The organism is Bradyrhizobium sp. Arg816 (assembly GCF_029989365.1).
In the GTDB taxonomy this organism is placed as follows: domain Bacteria; phylum Pseudomonadota; class Alphaproteobacteria; order Rhizobiales; family Xanthobacteraceae; genus Bradyrhizobium.
In genome coordinates this window covers 169,779-188,327 of sequence record NZ_JAPRAQ010000006.1, presented here as the reverse complement: position 1 = coordinate 188,327, position 18,549 = coordinate 169,779, and the positions used below count along the sequence as shown (strand labels likewise).

Sequence of the window (18,549 nt, the reverse complement as noted above, 5' to 3'; positions counted from 1 at the left end):
GCCGCTCTCTCATCCTCTCGCTGTCATGCCCCGCGAAAGCGGGGCATCCAGTACGCTGCGGCCTCTCGATTCAATCTCCGCCGCTGGTGGAATACTGGGTCGCCCGGTCAAGCCGGGCGACGACAGCTGTTGTCTTACTTCGCGCCCTCGGACGGGGCGGCCGGATCAGGCGCCGCCGGCTTGCTCGGGGCAGCACCCGTGGTCACGCCGGGGGCGGTGTTGTTGCGCGGCGTCACGTCGCGCATGCCGGGAGGCGTGGCCGGATTCGCAGGCGGAGCCTGCTGGGCGGTCTGCGTCGCCGGCGTGTTGCTCGCCTGGTTGCCGGTGCTCGTGTTGTTCAGTCCGTAGAACACGGCACCCAGTACCAAGGCGATCGCCACTGCGAACAAGGCTACCTTGCCGCTGGAGGCGGGGCCTTCGCCAAGCTCGGGATCGGCCTGAAGCTCGGCATCCCGTCGCGCCGCACGGACATATTCATCATCGGCGAGATTCGGGCGATACGGATCGTTGGGAAAACGGTCGTCAGCCATCGATTTTGTCTCCTCGATTATTGCAGCTGGACAACCCCTAGATGCGAGATTCCGTTCCGCCCTCCTTAGTGCTTTCGTCGCATGTTGCCCTTGCGCGAGGAATCGGGAACCTGTTCATTTTGGAACCGTGCGCGTCGGTTCCATCGATGGGGAAGGGAACAAGCGATGTGGAGCTTGCCGCCGAGCGATAGCGTGCTGCATCTGTTGTCGCTGGTCGCGGTCGCAGCGCAAGGCATGACCGCCGCGCTCGCCGCCGGCCGCCGGAGCATGGACTGGCTCGGCGTCTGCTTCCTCGGCTGCATCACCGCGCTCGGCGGCGGCACCTTGCGCGATCTCTTCCTCGGGCATTATCCGTTGGCCTGGGTCGCTCATCCCATCTATCTCGCGCTGGCCGGCGGCGCGGCCTTCCTCACCATCCTGATCGCGCGGCTCGTGCACCGGCTGAAGCTGGCCTTCATCGTGCTCGATGCCATCGGTCTCGTCGTCTTCACCATGACCGGCTGCGACATCGCCTGGCAGACGAATGCCGCGCTGCCGATCGTCATCGTCTCCGGCATGGTGACCGGCTGCGCGGGCGGGGTGCTGCGCGACGTGCTCTGCAACGACGTGCCGCTGCTGTTCCGCTCCGAGCTCTATGCGACCGTTTCGGTGGCGACCGGCCTGTTCTACGCCACCGCCTTCGGCCTCAATCTCAACGCCGAGCTCTGGACGATCCTGACGTTTGTCCTCGGCGTCAGCTTCCGCCTGCTCGCGGTGCGTTACAAATGGGAGATGCCGAAATTCGTGTTCACGGAAGGCGAGGAGCGGTAGGGCTCTTTCGTTCACTGCTCGCAATGATGGAGGTGAGAGCTACGGCGCCCTCCGCGCCTTCGCCACTTGCGCCGCGGTCACCAGCGGCGCGGCGTTGCCCCAGGAATTGCGGATGTAGTTCGTCACGGCGGCGATCTCTGCGTCGGACAATTGCTTGGCATAGCCCGGCATCTCGCCGGTGTTGGGCGCGCGTGGCGTCGTCACGGTGTGGGCGCCGTCGAGGATGATGCGCAAGCTGGAGGACGGATTGACCGATTGCAGAAGCGCGTTGCCGGGCAGCGGCGGATAGATGCGCGGCGCGCCGGAGCCGTCGGCTTCATGGCAGGCGATGCAGAGTTTTGCGTAGACGGCCTGGCCGGCCTTCATCTCGGCATCGTCGGGTGGCGTCACGATCGACTCGCGCCGCGACGGCGGCAGACCCTTCAGATATTCCGCGATGGCGCGCACATCGGCATCGCTCATCTTCGAGGTCGAGCCGACGACCACCTCGGCCATCAGCCCGCCGGCATGGCTTTTGGCGTTGCGGCCACTCTGCAGATACTCCGTGATGTCCTCGACGCTCCACGACTTCAGCCCGGTGCGCGCGGCGCCATCGAGCCTTGGTGCGTACCAGCCGCCGACCTCGTTGCCAGACAGCGCCTGCGCAGTTTTGTCGGCGCCGAAATAGTTCTTCGGCGTGTGGCAGGCGCCGCAATGTCCGAGCCCGGTGACGAGATAGCCGCCCCTGTTCCACGCCGCGCTCTGGCTCTGGTCCGGCTCGAACAGGGCGGGCTTGAAATACATCGCGTTCCAGACCCGCATCAGGCGGCGATAGCCGAACGGCCAGCGCAGCTCCGGCGGCTTGTTGCGGCTCGCCACGGGCGCCAGCGTTCCAAGATAGGCCCGGATCGCCAGCGTGTCGTCCTTCGTCACCTTCGTGAAATAGGGATAGGGGAAGGCCGGGTAATAGTTCGAGCCGTCGGGCGCGACGCCGGTGCGCACCGCGCGGGTGAAATCGGCGTCGGTCCAGGCGCCGATCCCGGTGTCACGATCCGGCGTCAGGTTCGGCGCGTAGATCGCGCCGAAGGGCGTATCGATGCGCTTTCCGCCCGCGAATGGCTTTGCCGGATCGGCGGTGTGGCAGCCCGCGCAGTCGCCGGCCTCGACCAGCGCCTTGCCATAGGCGATCAGCTCCGGCGATGGCTCGGCGGCGTGGGCCGTGCTCGCAATTGCACTGCACAATGCGACAACGACCAGAATCATTCGCATCGAAAGCCTCCCCTGCGACCAATCGCCCGGACAGGAGCCTCACGTCGTTTCGCGATGGCGGGGGTATGGTGACACAAATTGAAAATGCTTGATGCCTTTGCAGCCACGAAATTGCGATTTTTACCCGGCGCTTCCTTTGGTCCAGATTTGTGATGCGGAGCGTTAAATATCCGACATAGAGTGGCAGAGATGGTCGGCGCGCCCTAGCTAAAAACAACGGGCAGGCAACGGCTTAAGTGGCCAAACGCTCAAAAGGGCGGAAGAGGACAAGAATGGGTATCAACCAGGGTCCGATCAGTCTCGACCAGAAATACACCCAGGAAACCGGGCACGTCTTCACCACGGGCATCCAGGCCCTGGTCCGGTTGCCGATGGCTCAGATCCGGCGCGACCGCGCCAATGGCCTCAACACCGCGGGCTTCATCTCCGGCTACCGCGGCTCACCGCTCGGCGGCTACGACCAGCAGCTGTTCGCGGCGCGAAAGCATCTCGAGCAGTACAACATCAAGTTCCAGCCCGGCGTGAACGAGGATCTGGCGGCGACCGCGGTGTGGGGCTCGCAGCAGCTCAACCTCTCGCCCGGCGCCAAATATGATGGCGTCGTCGGCATCTGGTATGGCAAGGGCCCCGGCGTCGATCGCTGCGGCGACGTGTTCCGCCACGGCAATGCCGCCGGCTCGGCCAAGAACGGCGGCGTACTGTGTCTGGCCGGCGACGACCACGGTGCAAAGTCCTCCACCGTTCCGCATCAGTCCGACCACGCCTTCATGTCGGCGCTGATGCCGTATCTCTATCCGTCCAGCATCCACGAGATGATCGAGATGGGCCTGCTCGGCATTGCGATGTCGCGCTATTCGGGCTGCTGGGTCGGCATGAAGGTGATCACGGAGACGGTGGAGACCACCGCCGAGATCGACCTCACCGACGAGATGAAGCCGTTCATCATCCCCCCGGATTTCGAGCTGCCGCCCGGTGGCCTCAATCTGCGCTGGCCCGACGACCGCTTCGAGCAGGACCGCCGCCTCCAGGACTACAAGGGCTTTGCCGCGATCGCCTTTGCGCGCGCCAACAAGGTCAACCGCGTCACCATGGACTCGCCGAACGCCCGCTTCGGCATCATGGCGTCGGGCAAGAGCTATGAGGACGTCCGCCAGGCGCTGCGCGAGCTCGGGATTACCGAGGAGGTCGCCGCCAAGATCGGGCTTCGCCTCTACAAGATCGGCATGCCCTGGCCACTGGAGCCGGAAGGCGTACGCCAGTTCGCGGTCGGCCTCGAAGAGATCTTCATCATCGAGGAACGGCGCGAGATCGTCGAGAACCAGGTCAAGCAGGAGCTGTTCAACTGGCGCGACGACGTCCGCCCGCGCATCGTCGGCAAGATGGACGAGCACGACAAGCGCTTCCTGACCTTCGCCGCCGAGCTCAGCGTTGCCTCGCTTGCGACCTCGATCACCGAGCGACTGCTTCGACTTAATCTCAACCCCGAGATTGCGGAGATGCTCCGCGTCAAGGCCGACTGGTTCAACGGCCGCCAGGCCACGCAAATGCAGGCGACGGCGCCTGTCTCCCGCACTCCGTATTTCTGCTCCGGCTGCCCTCACAACACATCCACGAAAGTCCCCGAAGGCAGTCGCGCCATGGCCGGCATCGGCTGCCACTTCATGGCGCTGTGGATGGATCGCTCAACCGAGACGTTCACCCATATGGGCGGCGAGGGCGTGCCGTGGGTCGGCATCGCGCCCTTCACCAACGAGAACCACATCTTCGCCAATCTCGGCGACGGCACCTACTTCCACTCGGGCCTTCTCGCCATCCGGCAGGCGGTCGCCTCCAAGACCAACATCACCTACAAGATCCTGTACAACGACGCTGTCGCCATGACCGGCGGCCAGCGCCATGACGGCGATCTCTCGCCGCAGCAGATCACGTTCCAGCTCCATGCCGAAGGCATCCGCGAGATCTACCTGGTCTCGGAGGCGCCCGATGCCTATCCCGCCGACACCATCGCGCCCGGCGTGAAGAAGTATCACCGCGACGAACTCGACAACGTCATGAAAATGTGCCGCGAGTACAAGGGCACCTCGGCGATCGTCTTCGTGCAGACCTGCGCCGCCGAAAAGCGCCGCCGCCGCAAGCGCGGCCTGATGGAGGATCCGGCGCGCCGCGTCATGATCAACCCGGCGGTGTGCGAAGGCTGCGGCGACTGCTCGGTGCAGTCGAACTGCATCTCGGTCGAGCCGCTGGAGACCGAGTTCGGCCGCAAGCGCGCCATCAACCAGTCGTCCTGCAACAAGGACTATTCCTGCGTGAAGGGCTTCTGCCCGTCCTTCGTCACCGTCGACGGCGGCAAGCCGCGCCATCGTGCGCCGGCCGATCTCGGTGACATCGGCGAGCTGCCGGAGCCCGCGTCTCGGCCGACGGTGGACAAGCCCTACAACATCGCCGTCGGCGGTGTCGGCGGCACCGGTGTGCTCACGATCGGTGCGCTGCTCGGCATGGCCGCTCATATCGAGGGCAAGGCCTCGATGATCCTCGACATGTCGGGCCTGGCGCAGAAGGGCGGGGCGGTGCTCAGCCACGTCCGCCTGTCCGATCATCCGGCCGAGGTGACCTGCTCGCGCATCGTCACAGGTACGGCGGATCTCGTGCTCGCCGCCGACGAGGTGGTCGCGGTCGCCAAGGATACGATCTCGCTCTGCGACACCAGCCGCACCCGCGGCATCATCAACAGCCACGTCATTCCCACCGCCGACTTCGTCCTCAACCGCGATTTCAACTTCCAGACCCGCAAGCTGAACGGGCTGCTGGAAACGGCGCTGCACAAGGACTCGGTGTTCTTCGACTTCACCAAGCCGGCCGAGCAGCTGCTTGGCGACAGCATCGCCACCAACATGATGATGATGGGATATGCCTATCAGAAAGGCCTGTTCCCGCTGTCGGCAGAATCGATCGAGCAGGCCATCGAGGTCAACGGCGTCGCGATCAAGATGAACAAGGAGGCTTTCCGCCTCGGCCGCCTCGCGGTCGCCGATCCCCAGCGTCTCGCCGACATGCTGAAGGGGACCGACGAGGTGGTTGCGCCGAAGACGCTCGACGCAATGACGCTGGATGAGGTCGTCGCGCATCGCGCCAAGCACCTGACCGCCTACCAGAGCGGCCGCCTCGCAAAACGCTATCGCAAGCTGGTCGACCAGGTTCGCGATACCGCCAAGCAGGGCGGTTATGACGATGCGCTGCCGCGCGCGGTCGCGGTGAACTACGCCAAGCTGCTGGCCTACAAGGACGAATACGAGGTTGCGCGCCTCTACACCGACGGTGCTTTCGAGCAGCAGCTCCGCGACCAGTTCGAGGGCGACTTCAAGTTCAACTTCAACCTGGCCCCGCCGATCCTCAGCAGCGGTGTCGACGCGCTCGGCCGCCCGAAGAAGCGCGCCTTCGGCCCGTGGATGCTGAAGGTCTTCCGCGTGCTGGCGAAATTCAAGTTCCTGCGCGGCACGCCGCTCGACATTTTCGGCCGCAGCGCCGACCGCAAGCTCGAGCGCGATCTGATCGTGGGCTACGAGAAGGACGTCGCTACCGTGCTCGGCCTGTTGTCGCCGGTCACGGTCGACACCGCGGTCGAGCTCTTGTCGCTGCCCGACCGCATCCGCGGCTACGGCCCGGTCAAGGAGAAGGCCGTCGCCGACGCGAAAGCCCGCTACGCCCAGCTCGCGGCCGACCTCGCAAGCCCGCCGCCCGCGCCAAGGCAGATCGCGGCGGAGTAGGGCGGTCTCGACGCGGACGCCGCCTCGTAGGGTGGGCAAAGGCGCGTAGCGCCGTGCCCACCATCCCACCAGAATCGATCAGGACGTGGGCACGCTTCGCTTTGCCCACCCTACGATTTCCCGTTTGAAATCAACGAGCGTTCTACTGTGCATGGGGTTGTTTTCGCGAAATCGGTTGTTTCGATAAAACGAAATCGCTTGTGCCGTCGGGCAAAACACCTTTAGGATTTTGCCTGTCGCGCCCGTCATTGCGAGCGCAGCGAAGCAATCCAGAAATGCATCCGCGGAAAGACTCCTGGATTGCTTCGCTACGTTCGCAATGACGGTGAGGAGGCAGACGGACGTTCCATGACCGTCGCCACTTGCGCCAACCCGCTGCCCTCTCGCCCGACGGAATATTTCCGCGCTTGCCAAGCTGGCCCCCGCGGTTCAGAAAAACGGAGCAAGAAGAAACGCGAGCGCGGAGACCTGACGTTTTGACCATCAAGGGCAAGGCCTACATTGCCGGGATCTACGAACACCCGACCCGGCATGCGCCGGACAAATCCACCGCCCAGCTCCATGCCGAGGTCGCCAAGGGCGCGATCGAGGATGCCGGGCTCTCCAAGGACGATGTCGACGGCTATTTCTGCGCCGGCGATGCACCGGGCGGCGCCTGGCCGATGGTCGATTATCTCGGCCTGAACACCAAAAAACTCCGCCACGTCGATTCCACCGAGACCGGCGGCTGTTCCTACATCATCCATCTCGGCCATGCCGCTGAAGCCATCGCGGCCGGCAAGTGCTCGATCGCGCTGATCACGCTCGCAGGCAAGCCGCGCACCGGCGTGATGCCGCCGCGCGCAGCCGGCGCGGAAGCCGATTTCGAGTCTGCTTACGGCGCGACCACGCACAATGCCTATGGCATGTGTGCCATGCGCCACATGCACGACTATGGCACCACGAGCGAGCAGCTCGCCTGGATCAAGGTCGCGGCCTCGCACCACGCGCAATACAATCCGCATGCGATGCTCAAGGATGTCGTCACCGTCGAGGACGTCCTGAACTCGCCGATGATCTCCGATCCCCTGCACCGCATGGATTGCTGCGTCGTCTCCGACGGCGGCGGCGCGCTGATCGTGACGACGCCCGAGATTGCGAAGAGCCTGAAGAAGCCGCTGGTCAAGCTGATCGGCCATGGCGAGGCGATGAAGGGCCCGCGCGGCGGCAAGGACCTCGATCTCACTTACTCTGCCGGCATCTGGTCCGGCCCGCGCGCGTTCGAGGAAGCCGGCATCACGCCGAAGGACATCAAATACGCCTCGATCTATGACAGCTTTACCATCACGGTGCTGATGCAGCTCGAGGACCTCGGCTTCTGCAAGAAGGGCGAGGGCGGCAAGTTCGTTGCCGACGGCAATCTGATCTCCGGCGTCGGCAAGCTGCCGTTCAACACCGACGGCGGCGGCCTCTGCAGCAACCATCCCGTCAATCGCGGCGGCATGACCAAGATCATCGAGGCCGTCAGGCAGCTGCGCGGCGAGGCGCATCCGAAGGTGCAGGTCAAGAATTGCGATCTCGCCATTGCCCACGGCACCGGCGGCCTCCTCGGCGTTCGCCACGCCGCCTCGACGGCCATTCTGGAGCGCGTGTGATGGTAGATGCAAAAAAATACCCGGCCCCGGTGACCAATCCGGAGACTGCCGCGTTCTGGGACGCAGCCAAGCAGGGCAAGTTCATGATCAAGCGCTGCACCGCCTGCGGCGAGGCGCATTACTTCCCGCGCTCGATCTGCCCGTTCTGCTACTCCGACAAGACGGTGTGGGAGGAGGCTTCGGGCGAGGGCACGATCTACACCTGGAGCCTGATGCGGAAGTCGCCGACCGGCCCTTACGCCATCGGCTACGTCACCCTGAAGGAGGGGCCGTCGGTGCAGACCAATTTCGTCGACTGCGATCTCGAGAAGCTGAAGATCGGCCAGAAGGTGAAGGTGGTGTTCAAGCCGACCGACGGCGCGCCGCTGCCGTTCTTCACGCCGGCCTAAATTTCTTCCCTTCTCCCCTTGTGGGAGAAGGTGGCGCGAAGCGCCGGATGAGGGGTTCTCTCCACGGAGAGAGTGTTCGCTGCGGAGCCAACCCCTCACCCAAACGAGTTTGGTGCAAGAGCGGTGCAGCCCTCTCGCACAAGGGGAGAGGGCACATTAACGAGCGCCGGTGCTCGCTGAGAAAAATGCCGGGGAGGAAACAGCCAAAAATGTCCGCCAGATACGAAGAACTCAAAGGCCTGAAAAACCTCGGCCAGAAGTACGCCTATGGTGATCGCGAAGTCATGCTCTACGCCTATGGCATCGGCCTCGGTGCCGATCCCATGAACGAGAGCGAGCTCGCCTTCGTCAACGAAGGCACGTTCACGCCGCGGCCGCTCAAGGTGGTGCCGACCTTTGCGTCCGTCGCAGCCTGGGGTTCGGGGCCGGGCGAGATGAACCTCAACCGCGTCATGGTGGTCGATGGCGAGCGTGACATCACCTTCCATCAGCCGCTGCCGGTGGCTGCGAACATCACGGCCGACTCCTCCGTTGTCGAGGTCTACGACAAGGGCAAGGACAAGGGCGTCGTCATCAGCCACCAGACCGTGCTCAAGAACGAGAAGGGCGAGAAGCTCGCAACGCTGGTCGCCTCGCGCTTCGCGCGCGGCGATGGCGGCTTTGGCGGGCCGAACCTGACCCAGCCCGATCCGCACAAGATCCCGACCCGGAGCCCCGACAGGACCATCGACATCGTCACACGCCCCGACCAGGCGCTGGTCTATCGCCTCTGCGGCGACCGCAACCCGCTGCACAGCGATCCGGAATTTGCGAAGAAGGCCGGCTTCCCGCGCCCGATCCTGCACGGCATGTGCACCTACGGCATCACATGCCGCGGCGTGCTCCAGACCTATGCCGACTACGACGCCTCTGCTTTCCGCCAGCACGTCGCGCGGTTCTCATCGCCCGTCTATCCCGGAGAGACCGTGACCATGGATCTCTGGAAGGATGGCAGCGTGATCTCGTTCGAAGCCAAGGTGAAGTCGCGCGGCGTCACCGTGATCAAGAACGGCAAGACGGTGCTGGGATGATCGAGCCGCTTGCGCTGCTCTGAGTTATTTCGTCATGCCCGGGCTTGTCCCGGGCATCCACGTTCTTTCGTGCAGTTGGCGATCAAGTTCGTGGATGGCCGGGACAAGCCCGGCCATGACGGAGCAAGAAAAACAAGCAGGGAGAAGCCACGATGGGACTACTCGACGGCAAGGTTGCGCTGATCACCGGCGCGGGCGGGGGGCTTGGTGAGGCCTACGCAAAACTGTTCGCGCGGGAAGGGGCGTCCGTCGTCGTCAACGATCTCGGCGGTCCCCGCGACGGCTCAGGCGCCGACAAGTCGATGGCGCAGCTCGTGGTCGACGCGATCAAGGCCGAGGGCGGCAAGGCGGTCGCCAACGGCGCCGACATCTCCACCATGGAGGGCGGCCAGTCGGTGTTCGACGACGCCATCAAGCATTTCGGCCGTGCCGATATCCTCGTCAACAACGCGGGCATCCTCCGCGACCAGACCTTCGCCAAGGCGTCCGAATCCGACTGGGACAAGGTGATCAAGGTGCATCTGAAGGGCACCTTCTGTTGCACCATGCCGGTGTTTCGCTGGATGCGGGAAAACGGCGGCGGCGTCATCGTCAACACCTCCTCGACATCAGGGCTGATCGGCAATTTCGGCCAGACCAATTACGGCGCGGCCAAGGGCGGCATCTGGGGCCTGTCCAACGTGCTGGCGATCGAGGGCCGGAAGTACAACATCCGGATCTGGACGCTGGCCCCGGGCGCTCTGACCCGCATGACCGCAGACCTGCCCCGCTATAAGGAGAACCCCGGCGCGGCGCTGGGGCCGGACGGCATCGCGCCGGCCGTGCTATATATGGTCAGCGATTTGTCGGGCGACCAGACCGGCAAGGTGCTGGGCGTATCCGGGCCCCGCGGCGTGCGCGAAATGCGGATGATGGAAATGGACGGCTGGAAGCCGCCGCACACGGGCTGGAAGGCCCAGGACATCGCCGATCACGCCAAGGAGATCTTCTTCTCCGAGGAGCAGATCAAGATGGGCGCGCGGCGGTTTTAGCCACACTGTCATTCCGGGGCGCGACGACGTCGCGAGCCCGGAATGACGACAGACGATAGGACAGAGAGACCAGATGAAACTGACCGCCGACGCCAAGGGCACCTTCGCAATCGCGCCGACACCGTTCCACGATGACGGCCGGATCGACGAGCGCTCGATCGACCGCCTGACCGATTTCTACGAGGAGGTCGGCTGCGACGGCGTCACGGTGCTGGGCATCCTCGGCGAGGCGCCGAAGCTCGACGCCGCGGAGGCCGAGCAAGTCGCGGTGCGCTTCGTCAAGCGCGCCAAGAAGATGCAGGTGATCGTCGGCGTCTCAGCGCCTGGCTTTGCCACGATGCGCTCGCTGGCGAAGGCCTCGATGGATGCAGGCGCGGCCGGCGTGATGATCGCGCCGCCGCCGTCGCTCCGTACCGACGACCAGATCGTCGGCTACTATAAGCAGGCGGCGGAGGCGATCGGGCCCGATGTGCCCTGGGTGCTGCAGGACTATCCGCTGACGCTCTCGGTAATCTTCACCCCTGCGGTGATCCGCAAGATCGTCACCGACAATCCGAATTGCGTGATGCTCAAGCACGAGGACTGGCCGGGTCTGGAAAAGATCTCGACACTGCGCAACTTCCAGAAGGACGGCTCGCTCCGTCCGCTCTCGATCCTCTGCGGCAATGGCGGACTCTTCTTGGATTTCGAGATGGAGCGCGGCGCCGACGGCGCCATGACCGGCTACGCTTTCCCGGAGCTCCTGATCGACGTCGTGCGCCTCTCGAAGGAGGGCAAGCGCGACGCTGCGCATGATCTGTTCGACGCGCATCTGCCGCTGATCCGCTACGAGCAGCAGCCGGGCGCAGGCCTGGCGGTGCGTAAGCACGTGCTGCAGAAGCGTGGCATCATCGCTTCCAGCGCCCAGCGCAATCCGGGCGCGACCATCACGCCGGCAGCGAAGGCGGAGGTCGACTACCTCCTGTCGCGCGTCGCCCGCGTCGACAAGCGCGCCAATCTCGGCCCGCAATCCAGCGCCGCAGGTTAGTTGAATGCCAGAGACATCAGCATCGCGCCCGGCTTCGACCATCCTTCTGCTCCGTGACGGTGCAAAGGAAATCGAGGTCTTCATGATGGTTCGCCATCATCAGATCGAGTTCAACTCGGGCGCGCTGGTGTTTCCCGGCGGCAGCGTCGATGCCGGCGACAACGAGATCGTCGCCCGCGCTCACCTCTATTCGGGCGGCGAAGCCTTAAGTGAATCGGATCGCGGATTTCGGGTCGCCGCGATCCGCGAGACCTTCGAGGAGAGCGGCATCCTGCTGGCGCGGGCGAAGGGTTCGGGCACGCCGATCGATGCCAAGCGCGCCGGCGAGATCGCCGACAAGCATCGCGTCGCCCTCAACGAGCACAAGATCAGCTTCCTGAGTATCCTGGCCGACAACGGCCTCCAGCTCGCGCTCGATACGCTCGTGCCCTACGCGCATTGGATCACGCCGGAGGGCATGCCGAAGCGGTTCGACACCTGGTTCTTCCTCGCGGCCGCACCGCCCGATCAGCTCGGCGCCCATGACGGCCGGGAGTCGACCGACTCGATCTGGGTGTCGCCGCGCGAGGCGGTGGAGGGCGGCGAGAGCGGCCGCTTCAAGCTGCCGTTCCCGACCACGCGCAACCTGATCCGGCTCGCCAAGCAGGACAGCGTGGGCGCCGCGCTGGAGCACGCCCGCGGCCTGTCGGTCGTGACGGTGATGCCGGTGATGACCAAGACCGAGACCGGCCGCCAGCTCCGCATTCCCCGCGAAGCCGGCTATGACGGCGAGGTGTTCGAGGTCGGGGCGGTCGGCTAGGATACTTCGATACCAAACGAAGTATTGGCGGCCCCGGACGCGCTAAGGTTCCGTCCATCGCGAATGGACGGGACGTGCAAAATGGATAAGGGACGGGACCCCAACATCGCCGTCGAGCTGGCGCTGCTGGTCGCGCTCGCAACGCTCTGGGGCGGCTCCTACACCTTCATCAAGCTCGGCGTCGCCACCATTCCGCCGATCACGCTGATCGCGGCGCGCACCACGATCGCCGGTCTGCTGCTGCTCGTCGTCATGTGGGCGCGCGGCATCAGGATGCCCACGGATGCCGCGACCTGGCAGCGCTTCGCGTTCCAGGCCGTGCTCAACAGCATGATCCCCTGGACGCTGATCGCCTGGGGCGAGCGTCACGTCGATGCCGCGCTCGCCACCATCCTCAACTCGGCCGGGCCGCTCTTCACCTTCCTGCTCACAGCCGTCGTCACGCGTCACGAGGTGACGACGCCGCGAAAACTGTTCGGCGTGGTCGCCGGTATGGCCGGCATCCTGCTGATCGTCGGCGTCGACGCTTTCCACGACGTCCGCAGTGGCCTGGTCGCGGAGGCCGCCATCGTCGCCGCCACCATCTGCTACGCCTGCGCTGCGATCTTCGGCCGCGGTTTTAAAGGCCTCGATCCGATGGCACCGGCCGCGGGCTCGCTGCTGGCGGGCGCGGCGGCGCTGATCCCGGCCTCGCTGATCGTCGAACAGCCCTGGACGCTGTCGCCCTCGCTGAGTTCCGTGCTGGCGCTGCTCGCGCTGGCGACCTTCTCGACTGCGGCAGCGTTCGCGATCTACTTCCGCCTGATCCAGACGCTGGGCTCGGTCGGCACCACTGCGCAGGCCTATTTGCGCGTGCCGATCGGGGTCGCCATCAGCGTCGCCGTCCTCGGCGAAACCCTGAGCCGGACCGCCTGGATCGGGCTTGCCTGCGTCGTCCTCGGCGTCGCCGCCATGACGATCCCGGCCCGGCGGGCGGCCAGCGTCAAAACGTCATAATCGGGGAGGTGAGACGGGCGGCGGGCTCGCGATATTAAGGATATTCGGCAGCGCGAGGCATGTTCCCCCGGGGCCGCAAACCATCGTATATTGGGCCTCCAATAGCCCGGTCCTCAAAAGCCCCAATGTCCGCCGAATTGACGCCGACCCCTGAGAAAAAGCGAACATTCTCGCTCTCCATCGGCCAGCTCACCTTCGGCAGCTTTCTCCTGGTGCTGGCGGTGATCATCGTCACCTCGACCGCGAGCGTGATCGCGATCCGGCACATCGATACGACCTTCGCCGAGCTGCAGCGGCTCCAGAGCGTCGGCGACCTCGCCGAGGACATCGACCGCCGCATGAACGAGCTGCGGCTCGCCGCGCGCGACTTCGTCACCGATCCCGGCGCCGGCACCCAGTTCAAGCAGGTCGGCGAGGCGGCCTCGACGCTCAGCGACATCCTGAAGAAGACCCGCATCGAGCTCGCTCCCGAGCAGCAGGACATGATCGACGGGGTGACCGAGCGCCTTGCGACCTATCGCAATGGCCTCGAGCGAATCTCGACCCTGATCGACCGCCGCGCCCAGCTGCTCGCCGGCCTGCCGCCGCTGCGCGACCGGTTCGACGTGGCCGTTGGAGCCGCGGCGGACCGCGAGCTCGCCTCCCGCCTGTCGGAGGCGCAGAGCCAGATCGCGCTCGGGCTGCTGGCGCGCAATCCATCCGCCGCCGAGCAGGCCGCGCAGGGGATGCGGGCGATGGACATCGCGGACGCCAGGCTGAAGACGGCCGTGAACGACTATGCCGAGGCCATCATCGCGGTGGCGGTCCGGGAGCGACAGATCGCCGATATCGATCGCGAGGTGCTGGGCACCGAGGGCCGCCTGATCGGCCGCGTCACGGAACTCCTGCGCGAGGTCAGCGCTAGGCGCGGCCACGTGCTGTCGCGCGATTTCGCCCGCACGCTGACGGAGGCGCGGTGGCAGAGCATCGTGTTCGGCACCATCGGCGTCTTGATCGGCATTCTCGCGGCCGGCTTCGTGGTGCGGCGGACCGTCCGGCCGCTTGCGAAGATCGCGAGATCCATCCGCGCGCTCGCAGCGGGCGAGAAGGACGCCTCGATCCCGTCGGCCGACCTCGACAACGAGATCGGCGACATCGCGCGCGCGGCCGAAGTGTTCCGCCGCGCGCTGGAGGAGGCCGACACGGCGCGCGAGGCGGCGGTGCGGGCGCTCACCGAGCAGCGTCTCGCCGAAGAGAGCTATCGCAAGCTGTTCGAGGGCTCGGTCGACGGCATCTATGTCACGACGCCGGCCGGTGATCTGCTCAACGCCAATCCGGCGCTGGCGCGGATGATGGGCTATGACAGCCCGCAGCAGCTCATCGACAGCATCAACGACATCGCCCACACCATCTACGTCCACCCCGAGGCGCGCGCCGAATATCAGCGGCTGATGGCGCGCGACGGCATCGTGCGCGAGTTCGAGTACCAGGTGCGCCAGCGTAGCGGCAACATCCTGTGGCTTTCCGACAGCGCGACGGGCGTGCGGGACGAGGCGGGCAACATCGTCCGCTACGAGGGCACGCTGCGCGACATCACCGACCAGAAGCGGGCGGAAGACGCCATCGCCGAAGGACGGCGCCTGCTCCAGCAGGTCATCGACACCGTGCCCGCGGTCATCAACGTCAAGGACCGCGAGCTGCGCTACGTGCTGATGAACCGCTACATGGCCGGCATCTTCGGCATCGAGCCCGGCGATGCGCTCGGCCGCACCACCGCGGATCTGATGTCGCGCTATGGTGCGGCCAAGTCCGACGAGAGCGACAAGAGGGTGCTCAAGCTTCGAAGGGGCCTCGGCTTCTACGAGGAGGAGTACAAGGATTCCTCCGGCAACATGCGGCAATGGCTGGTCAACAAGCTGCCGCTGCTCGATGCCGACGGCGAGATCGAGCGGATCGTCACCGTGGCGCTCGACATCGGCGAGCGCAAGCGCGGCGAGCAGGAGATGCGCAAAGCCAAGGAATCCGCCGAGACCGCGTTGCGAAACCTGCGCGAGACCCAGGCCTCGCTGATCGAGGCGGAGAAGCTCGCCGCGCTCGGACGGCTCGTCGCCGGCGTCGCCCACGAGGTCAACAATCCCGTCGGTATCAGCCTCACCGTCGCATCCGCGCTGGAGCGCAAGACCGCGATGTTCACCGCCGAAGTCGAGCGCGGCGAGCTCCGTCGCTCCACGCTCAACGATTTCCTCAACACCAGCCGCGATGCGTCCTCGCAGCTCGTCTCCAATCTGAACCGCGCGGCCGAGCTGATCCAGTCGTTCAAGCAGGTCGCGGCCGACCGCAACTACTCCGATCAGCGCAGCTTCGATCTCGGCGACCTCACCGAGCAGGTGGTGATGAGCCTGCGGCCGGGCCTGCGCAAACACAATCTGACGCTCAACGTCGAGTGCCAGCCGAGCCTGACCATGAACAGCTATCCCGGCCCGTATGGCCAGGTGCTGACCAATCTGTTTCTCAATTCGGTGGCGCACGCCTTCCCGGACGGCCGGCCGGGGATCATCGACATCCAGGTGCGCGAGTCCGGCAAGGACAATGTCGAGATCATCTTCTCGGACAATGGCTGCGGCATGTCGCTCGACGTCCGCCGCCGCGCCTTCGATCCGTTCTTCACCACGCGGCGCGACCAGGGCGGCACCGGCCTCGGACTGCACATCGTCTACAGCATCGTCACCAATCGCCTCGGCGGGCGGCTCGATCTCGATTCCGAGCCGGGCGAGGGCACGCGGATCCAGATCATCCTGCCGCGCACCGCGCCGCTCGAGCAGGCTGCGGAATAGTCCCGCGCCTAATCGGCTTCCACGAGCTTGTGCAGCGTGGCGCCGAAAATCAGGCTGGCCTTGCCGACGAGCGCTGTGCCCGTCATCTCCGCGCGGGTGTCCGTGTAGGTCCCGCTGACGCCGATGCCGACCGGGGCAGGGCCGCCGAACAGCGGATTGTCGTCGCCCCGCGGCGAGGTGTGCCGTTGCACCAGCACCTCGCCTTTGAAGGTGTGGTCGTCCTTCACGACGTAGCTGCCGGTGTAATAGAGGTACGCATCGCCGCCAAGAATCTTGCCGTCGCGAAAAAGAATCACGCCGCTGCCCTTGCCGACTCGACCATCGAGCAGGTTCACGTGAATCGAATAGAGGCCGTTCTTCATCACGTCCCACAGGCCGGCCGCCATCGCCCAACGGCGTAACCGGTAGAGCTTTTATGCCAAAGCGCGTTCCCGCGCGCAACGCGGCAGTTTGCCGGCCGGCGGTGCGATCTTGCCGCCGCCAGCCGTAGTTGTCCCGGCTTGTCTATGACACCACCATGACGGTCTGATCATGACGCGAGGCCCGTCGTTGCGAATCAAGTTGGCCCGCGAAATGCATAACCATTGTTGCACTGGCCGCGGGGTGCTGGAGCAAGACAAACGTGAGCAACTGGATCGATTCCGGCGGCGATGAGCCGCGTCTGTACAGTGTGCGTCCCACGATTTGCGAAACACAACGGCCGACTGGCGGCGCGCCACGCTGGCGAAGCATGGTGAGCCTCACTTGCGCCTTGGCTCTGATCGCGCTCGCAGCCCCCTCGGGGCATGCGCGCGACCGTGGCCAGTTCGTCAACACCAATGCCGAATTGAAGGCGTGGTTCGACGGCCTGCGCAGCGGCAAGGGGCCTTGCTGTTCCGATGCCGACGGCTCGGCGCTCTCGGACACCGACTGGGAGAGCAAGGACGGACACTATCGTGTCCGCATCCCGCGCCTGGGCCACGTGCTCGACGGCCAGCAGCAGGAGCTCGTCTGGGTTGACGTGCCCGAGGAGGCCGTCATCTCGGAGCCGAACCGGGTCGGGCGCACCATGGTGTGGCCGATCTACGGCTACATGGGCGTCGCCATCCGCTGCTTTATGCCGGGCAGTATGAGTTAGCCGGGCGATAGCGCGCCCGGCTTCTCGTCGACCTCCGATGAGGCGCCAGATGAGGCGATGGGTCAGGTGTATTTCTTGTCGCGCTCGAGCAGCTCGATGGAGATGCCTTCCGGGCCGCGGATGAAGCAGATGCGCACGCCCGGCCGGATCGTGGTCGGCTCGCGCGTGAAGGTGACGCCCTTGGCCTTGATCTCGGCCGCGACGGCGTCGATGTCCTTCACGGTGAGACCGAAATGGTCGAGACCCTGATGCGGGTGCGGCGGCGGCGGGTTGACGGCGTTGTCGCCCTCGAGCGACGCGATGAAGATCTTTGCGCCGCCGAGATTCACGTCGATCCGTCCCGGTGCGCGCACGATCTCTCCGCCGAGGATGTCCCGCAGCCAAGCCGCTGTGGCCTCAGGATCGGGACTGCGCAGATGGACGTGATCCCAAGTGACGGCGATTGGCATTTCATGTTCTCCCAACGGGGTCTTCGATGTTGCAGCGCATGTTAGCGGCCCCGGCTGGTGATCACCACCGTCCTTGCCGACTCGGCATGAGCGCGGGAACCTTAGTTCGTCTCCCGGATTAAGGTAAGCGGTGGCCGAGTCCGTCGTCGAACGGGCTCCGGCCGCGGTCGGTGATGCAGCCATGAACGCCAGGTTTGACCGGATCGGGTGGGGACGTTTCGCCGGGAGCGGCGAGCGCTTGGCGCGAGCCGTGACGATCGCGAGCGTCTCGTTCGGGCGAAGCCTGCTCTGGCTGCTGGCGGCGATCATCGTCGGCTGCGGTGTGTGGATGCTGCTGCCGCTCTCCAGGGGCAACGGCGCCGAGCCGGTGAAGTCTGACGTGGCAACGGTCGAACCGGCACCTCCGGGCAGTACGGCGGCGGCGGTCTCGCCGATTGTCGAAGCTCAGGCTCCGGCTGCGGCAGAACTCGATCGCCTCAAAATCTCATCGCAGACCTGGCGCCGTGGCGGGCTCGGCTCGAAGGCGCTGGTGACGTTCACGCTGCGAAACGACAATGACTATGCCGTTAAGGATCTGGAGATCGTCTGCGCGTTTACGCGGCGCGATGGCAGTCATCTCACCGACCGCAGCCGCATGCTTGCCGACACGGTAACGATGAAGAGCCGCAAGACCTTTGCGCGTATTCCTGTCGGCTTCATCAACGTTAACGCCGATCAGGCGAAGTGTTCGCTGGTCGCAGCACGGCGCGCGTAACGTCCGGCAGTTCCCGGTAGCGGAAAAGTTACTGTCCGCAGGCCTTGGCCAAAAAATTGGCGTCGCCATTTGAACCGAAGGGCAGGGCCAGGAACCAATCAGAGTATCGCCTGTTTAA

General features: G+C 65.2%; 16 protein-coding genes. 12 read left to right on the top strand and 4 right to left on the bottom strand.

Annotated features, from left to right (window positions below; genetic code table 11):
- Window positions 1-134: 134 nt before the first annotated feature.
- The gene (locus tag OWC48_RS17085) at window positions 135-530 is read right to left on the bottom strand and encodes a hypothetical protein (RefSeq protein ID WP_282521036.1); all 396 of its coding nucleotides are present in this window, start codon (window positions 528-530) and stop codon (window positions 135-137) included.
- A 165-nt stretch (window positions 531-695) separates the two neighbouring features.
- On the opposite strand from OWC48_RS17085, the gene OWC48_RS17080 reads away from it, so the two are divergent.
- A complete protein-coding gene (locus OWC48_RS17080; RefSeq protein WP_282521035.1) occupies window positions 696-1,340 on the top strand; it encodes a trimeric intracellular cation channel family protein in 645 nt (214 codons plus the stop codon).
- A 39-nt stretch (window positions 1,341-1,379) separates the two neighbouring features.
- On the opposite strand, the gene OWC48_RS17075 is transcribed toward OWC48_RS17080, so the two are convergent.
- The gene (locus OWC48_RS17075; protein ID WP_282521034.1) at window positions 1,380-2,588 is read right to left on the bottom strand and encodes a cytochrome c; all 1,209 of its coding nucleotides are present in this window, start codon (window positions 2,586-2,588) and stop codon (window positions 1,380-1,382) included.
- Window positions 2,589-2,860: 272 nt separating this feature from the next.
- Between OWC48_RS17075 and OWC48_RS17070 the strand changes: the two genes are divergently transcribed.
- The 9 genes from OWC48_RS17070 (at window position 2,861) to OWC48_RS17030 (ending at window position 16,111) form a co-directional block, all read left to right on the top strand.
- Window positions 2,861-6,352, top strand: a complete 3,492-nt coding sequence (locus OWC48_RS17070) for an indolepyruvate ferredoxin oxidoreductase family protein (protein ID WP_282521033.1) — start codon at window positions 2,861-2,863, stop codon at window positions 6,350-6,352.
- Window positions 6,353-6,828: 476 nt separating this feature from the next.
- A complete protein-coding gene (locus tag OWC48_RS17065) occupies window positions 6,829-7,986 on the top strand; it encodes a thiolase domain-containing protein (protein ID WP_253571758.1) in 1,158 nt (385 codons plus the stop codon).
- Window positions 7,986-8,375 carry a Zn-ribbon domain-containing OB-fold protein gene (locus OWC48_RS17060; protein WP_014494555.1) on the top strand — a complete coding sequence of 130 codons (390 nt, stop codon included), beginning with the start codon at window positions 7,986-7,988 and terminating at the stop codon, window positions 8,373-8,375. The genes OWC48_RS17065 and OWC48_RS17060 overlap by 1 nt, the downstream gene beginning before the upstream one ends.
- A gap of 209 nt (window positions 8,376-8,584) precedes the next feature.
- Window positions 8,585-9,445, top strand: a complete 861-nt coding sequence (locus tag OWC48_RS17055; RefSeq protein WP_282521032.1) for a MaoC family dehydratase — start codon at window positions 8,585-8,587, stop codon at window positions 9,443-9,445.
- Between the two features lie 152 nt (window positions 9,446-9,597).
- Window positions 9,598-10,476: an SDR family oxidoreductase gene (locus OWC48_RS17050; protein ID WP_282521031.1), complete on the top strand. Its 879-nt coding sequence runs from the start codon at window positions 9,598-9,600 to the stop codon at window positions 10,474-10,476.
- A 73-nt stretch (window positions 10,477-10,549) separates the two neighbouring features.
- Window positions 10,550-11,503: a dihydrodipicolinate synthase family protein gene (locus OWC48_RS17045; protein WP_282521030.1), complete on the top strand. Its 954-nt coding sequence runs from the start codon at window positions 10,550-10,552 to the stop codon at window positions 11,501-11,503.
- 4 nt (window positions 11,504-11,507) lie between these two features.
- Window positions 11,508-12,302 carry an NUDIX domain-containing protein gene (locus OWC48_RS17040; protein ID WP_282521029.1) on the top strand — a complete coding sequence of 265 codons (795 nt, stop codon included), beginning with the start codon at window positions 11,508-11,510 and terminating at the stop codon, window positions 12,300-12,302.
- Between the two features lie 81 nt (window positions 12,303-12,383).
- Window positions 12,384-13,298 carry a DMT family transporter gene (locus OWC48_RS17035; protein ID WP_282521028.1) on the top strand — a complete coding sequence of 305 codons (915 nt, stop codon included), beginning with the start codon at window positions 12,384-12,386 and terminating at the stop codon, window positions 13,296-13,298.
- A 125-nt stretch (window positions 13,299-13,423) separates the two neighbouring features.
- The gene (locus OWC48_RS17030) at window positions 13,424-16,111 is read left to right on the top strand and encodes a PAS domain S-box protein (RefSeq protein WP_282521027.1); all 2,688 of its coding nucleotides are present in this window, start codon (window positions 13,424-13,426) and stop codon (window positions 16,109-16,111) included.
- 8 nt (window positions 16,112-16,119) lie between these two features.
- Here OWC48_RS17030 and OWC48_RS17025 read toward each other — a convergent pair whose 3' ends face one another.
- Complete coding sequence (locus OWC48_RS17025) at window positions 16,120-16,473, bottom strand: GrlR family regulatory protein (protein WP_306664372.1); 354 nt, start codon at window positions 16,471-16,473, stop codon at window positions 16,120-16,122.
- Between the two features lie 260 nt (window positions 16,474-16,733).
- Here OWC48_RS17025 and OWC48_RS17020 point away from each other — a divergent pair, with 260 nt between their 5' ends.
- A complete protein-coding gene (locus OWC48_RS17020) occupies window positions 16,734-17,228 on the top strand; it encodes a hypothetical protein (protein WP_085405488.1) in 495 nt (164 codons plus the stop codon).
- Window positions 17,229-17,290: 62 nt separating this feature from the next.
- Here OWC48_RS17020 and OWC48_RS17015 read toward each other — a convergent pair whose 3' ends face one another.
- The gene (locus tag OWC48_RS17015; protein ID WP_282521025.1) at window positions 17,291-17,677 is read right to left on the bottom strand and encodes a VOC family protein; all 387 of its coding nucleotides are present in this window, start codon (window positions 17,675-17,677) and stop codon (window positions 17,291-17,293) included.
- Window positions 17,678-17,858: 181 nt separating this feature from the next.
- Here OWC48_RS17015 and OWC48_RS17010 point away from each other — a divergent pair, with 181 nt between their 5' ends.
- On the top strand, window positions 17,859-18,431 hold the full coding sequence (locus OWC48_RS17010) for a hypothetical protein (protein WP_282521024.1): 573 nt from the start codon (window positions 17,859-17,861) through the stop codon (window positions 18,429-18,431).
- The last annotated feature ends 118 nt before the right edge of the window (window positions 18,432-18,549 follow it).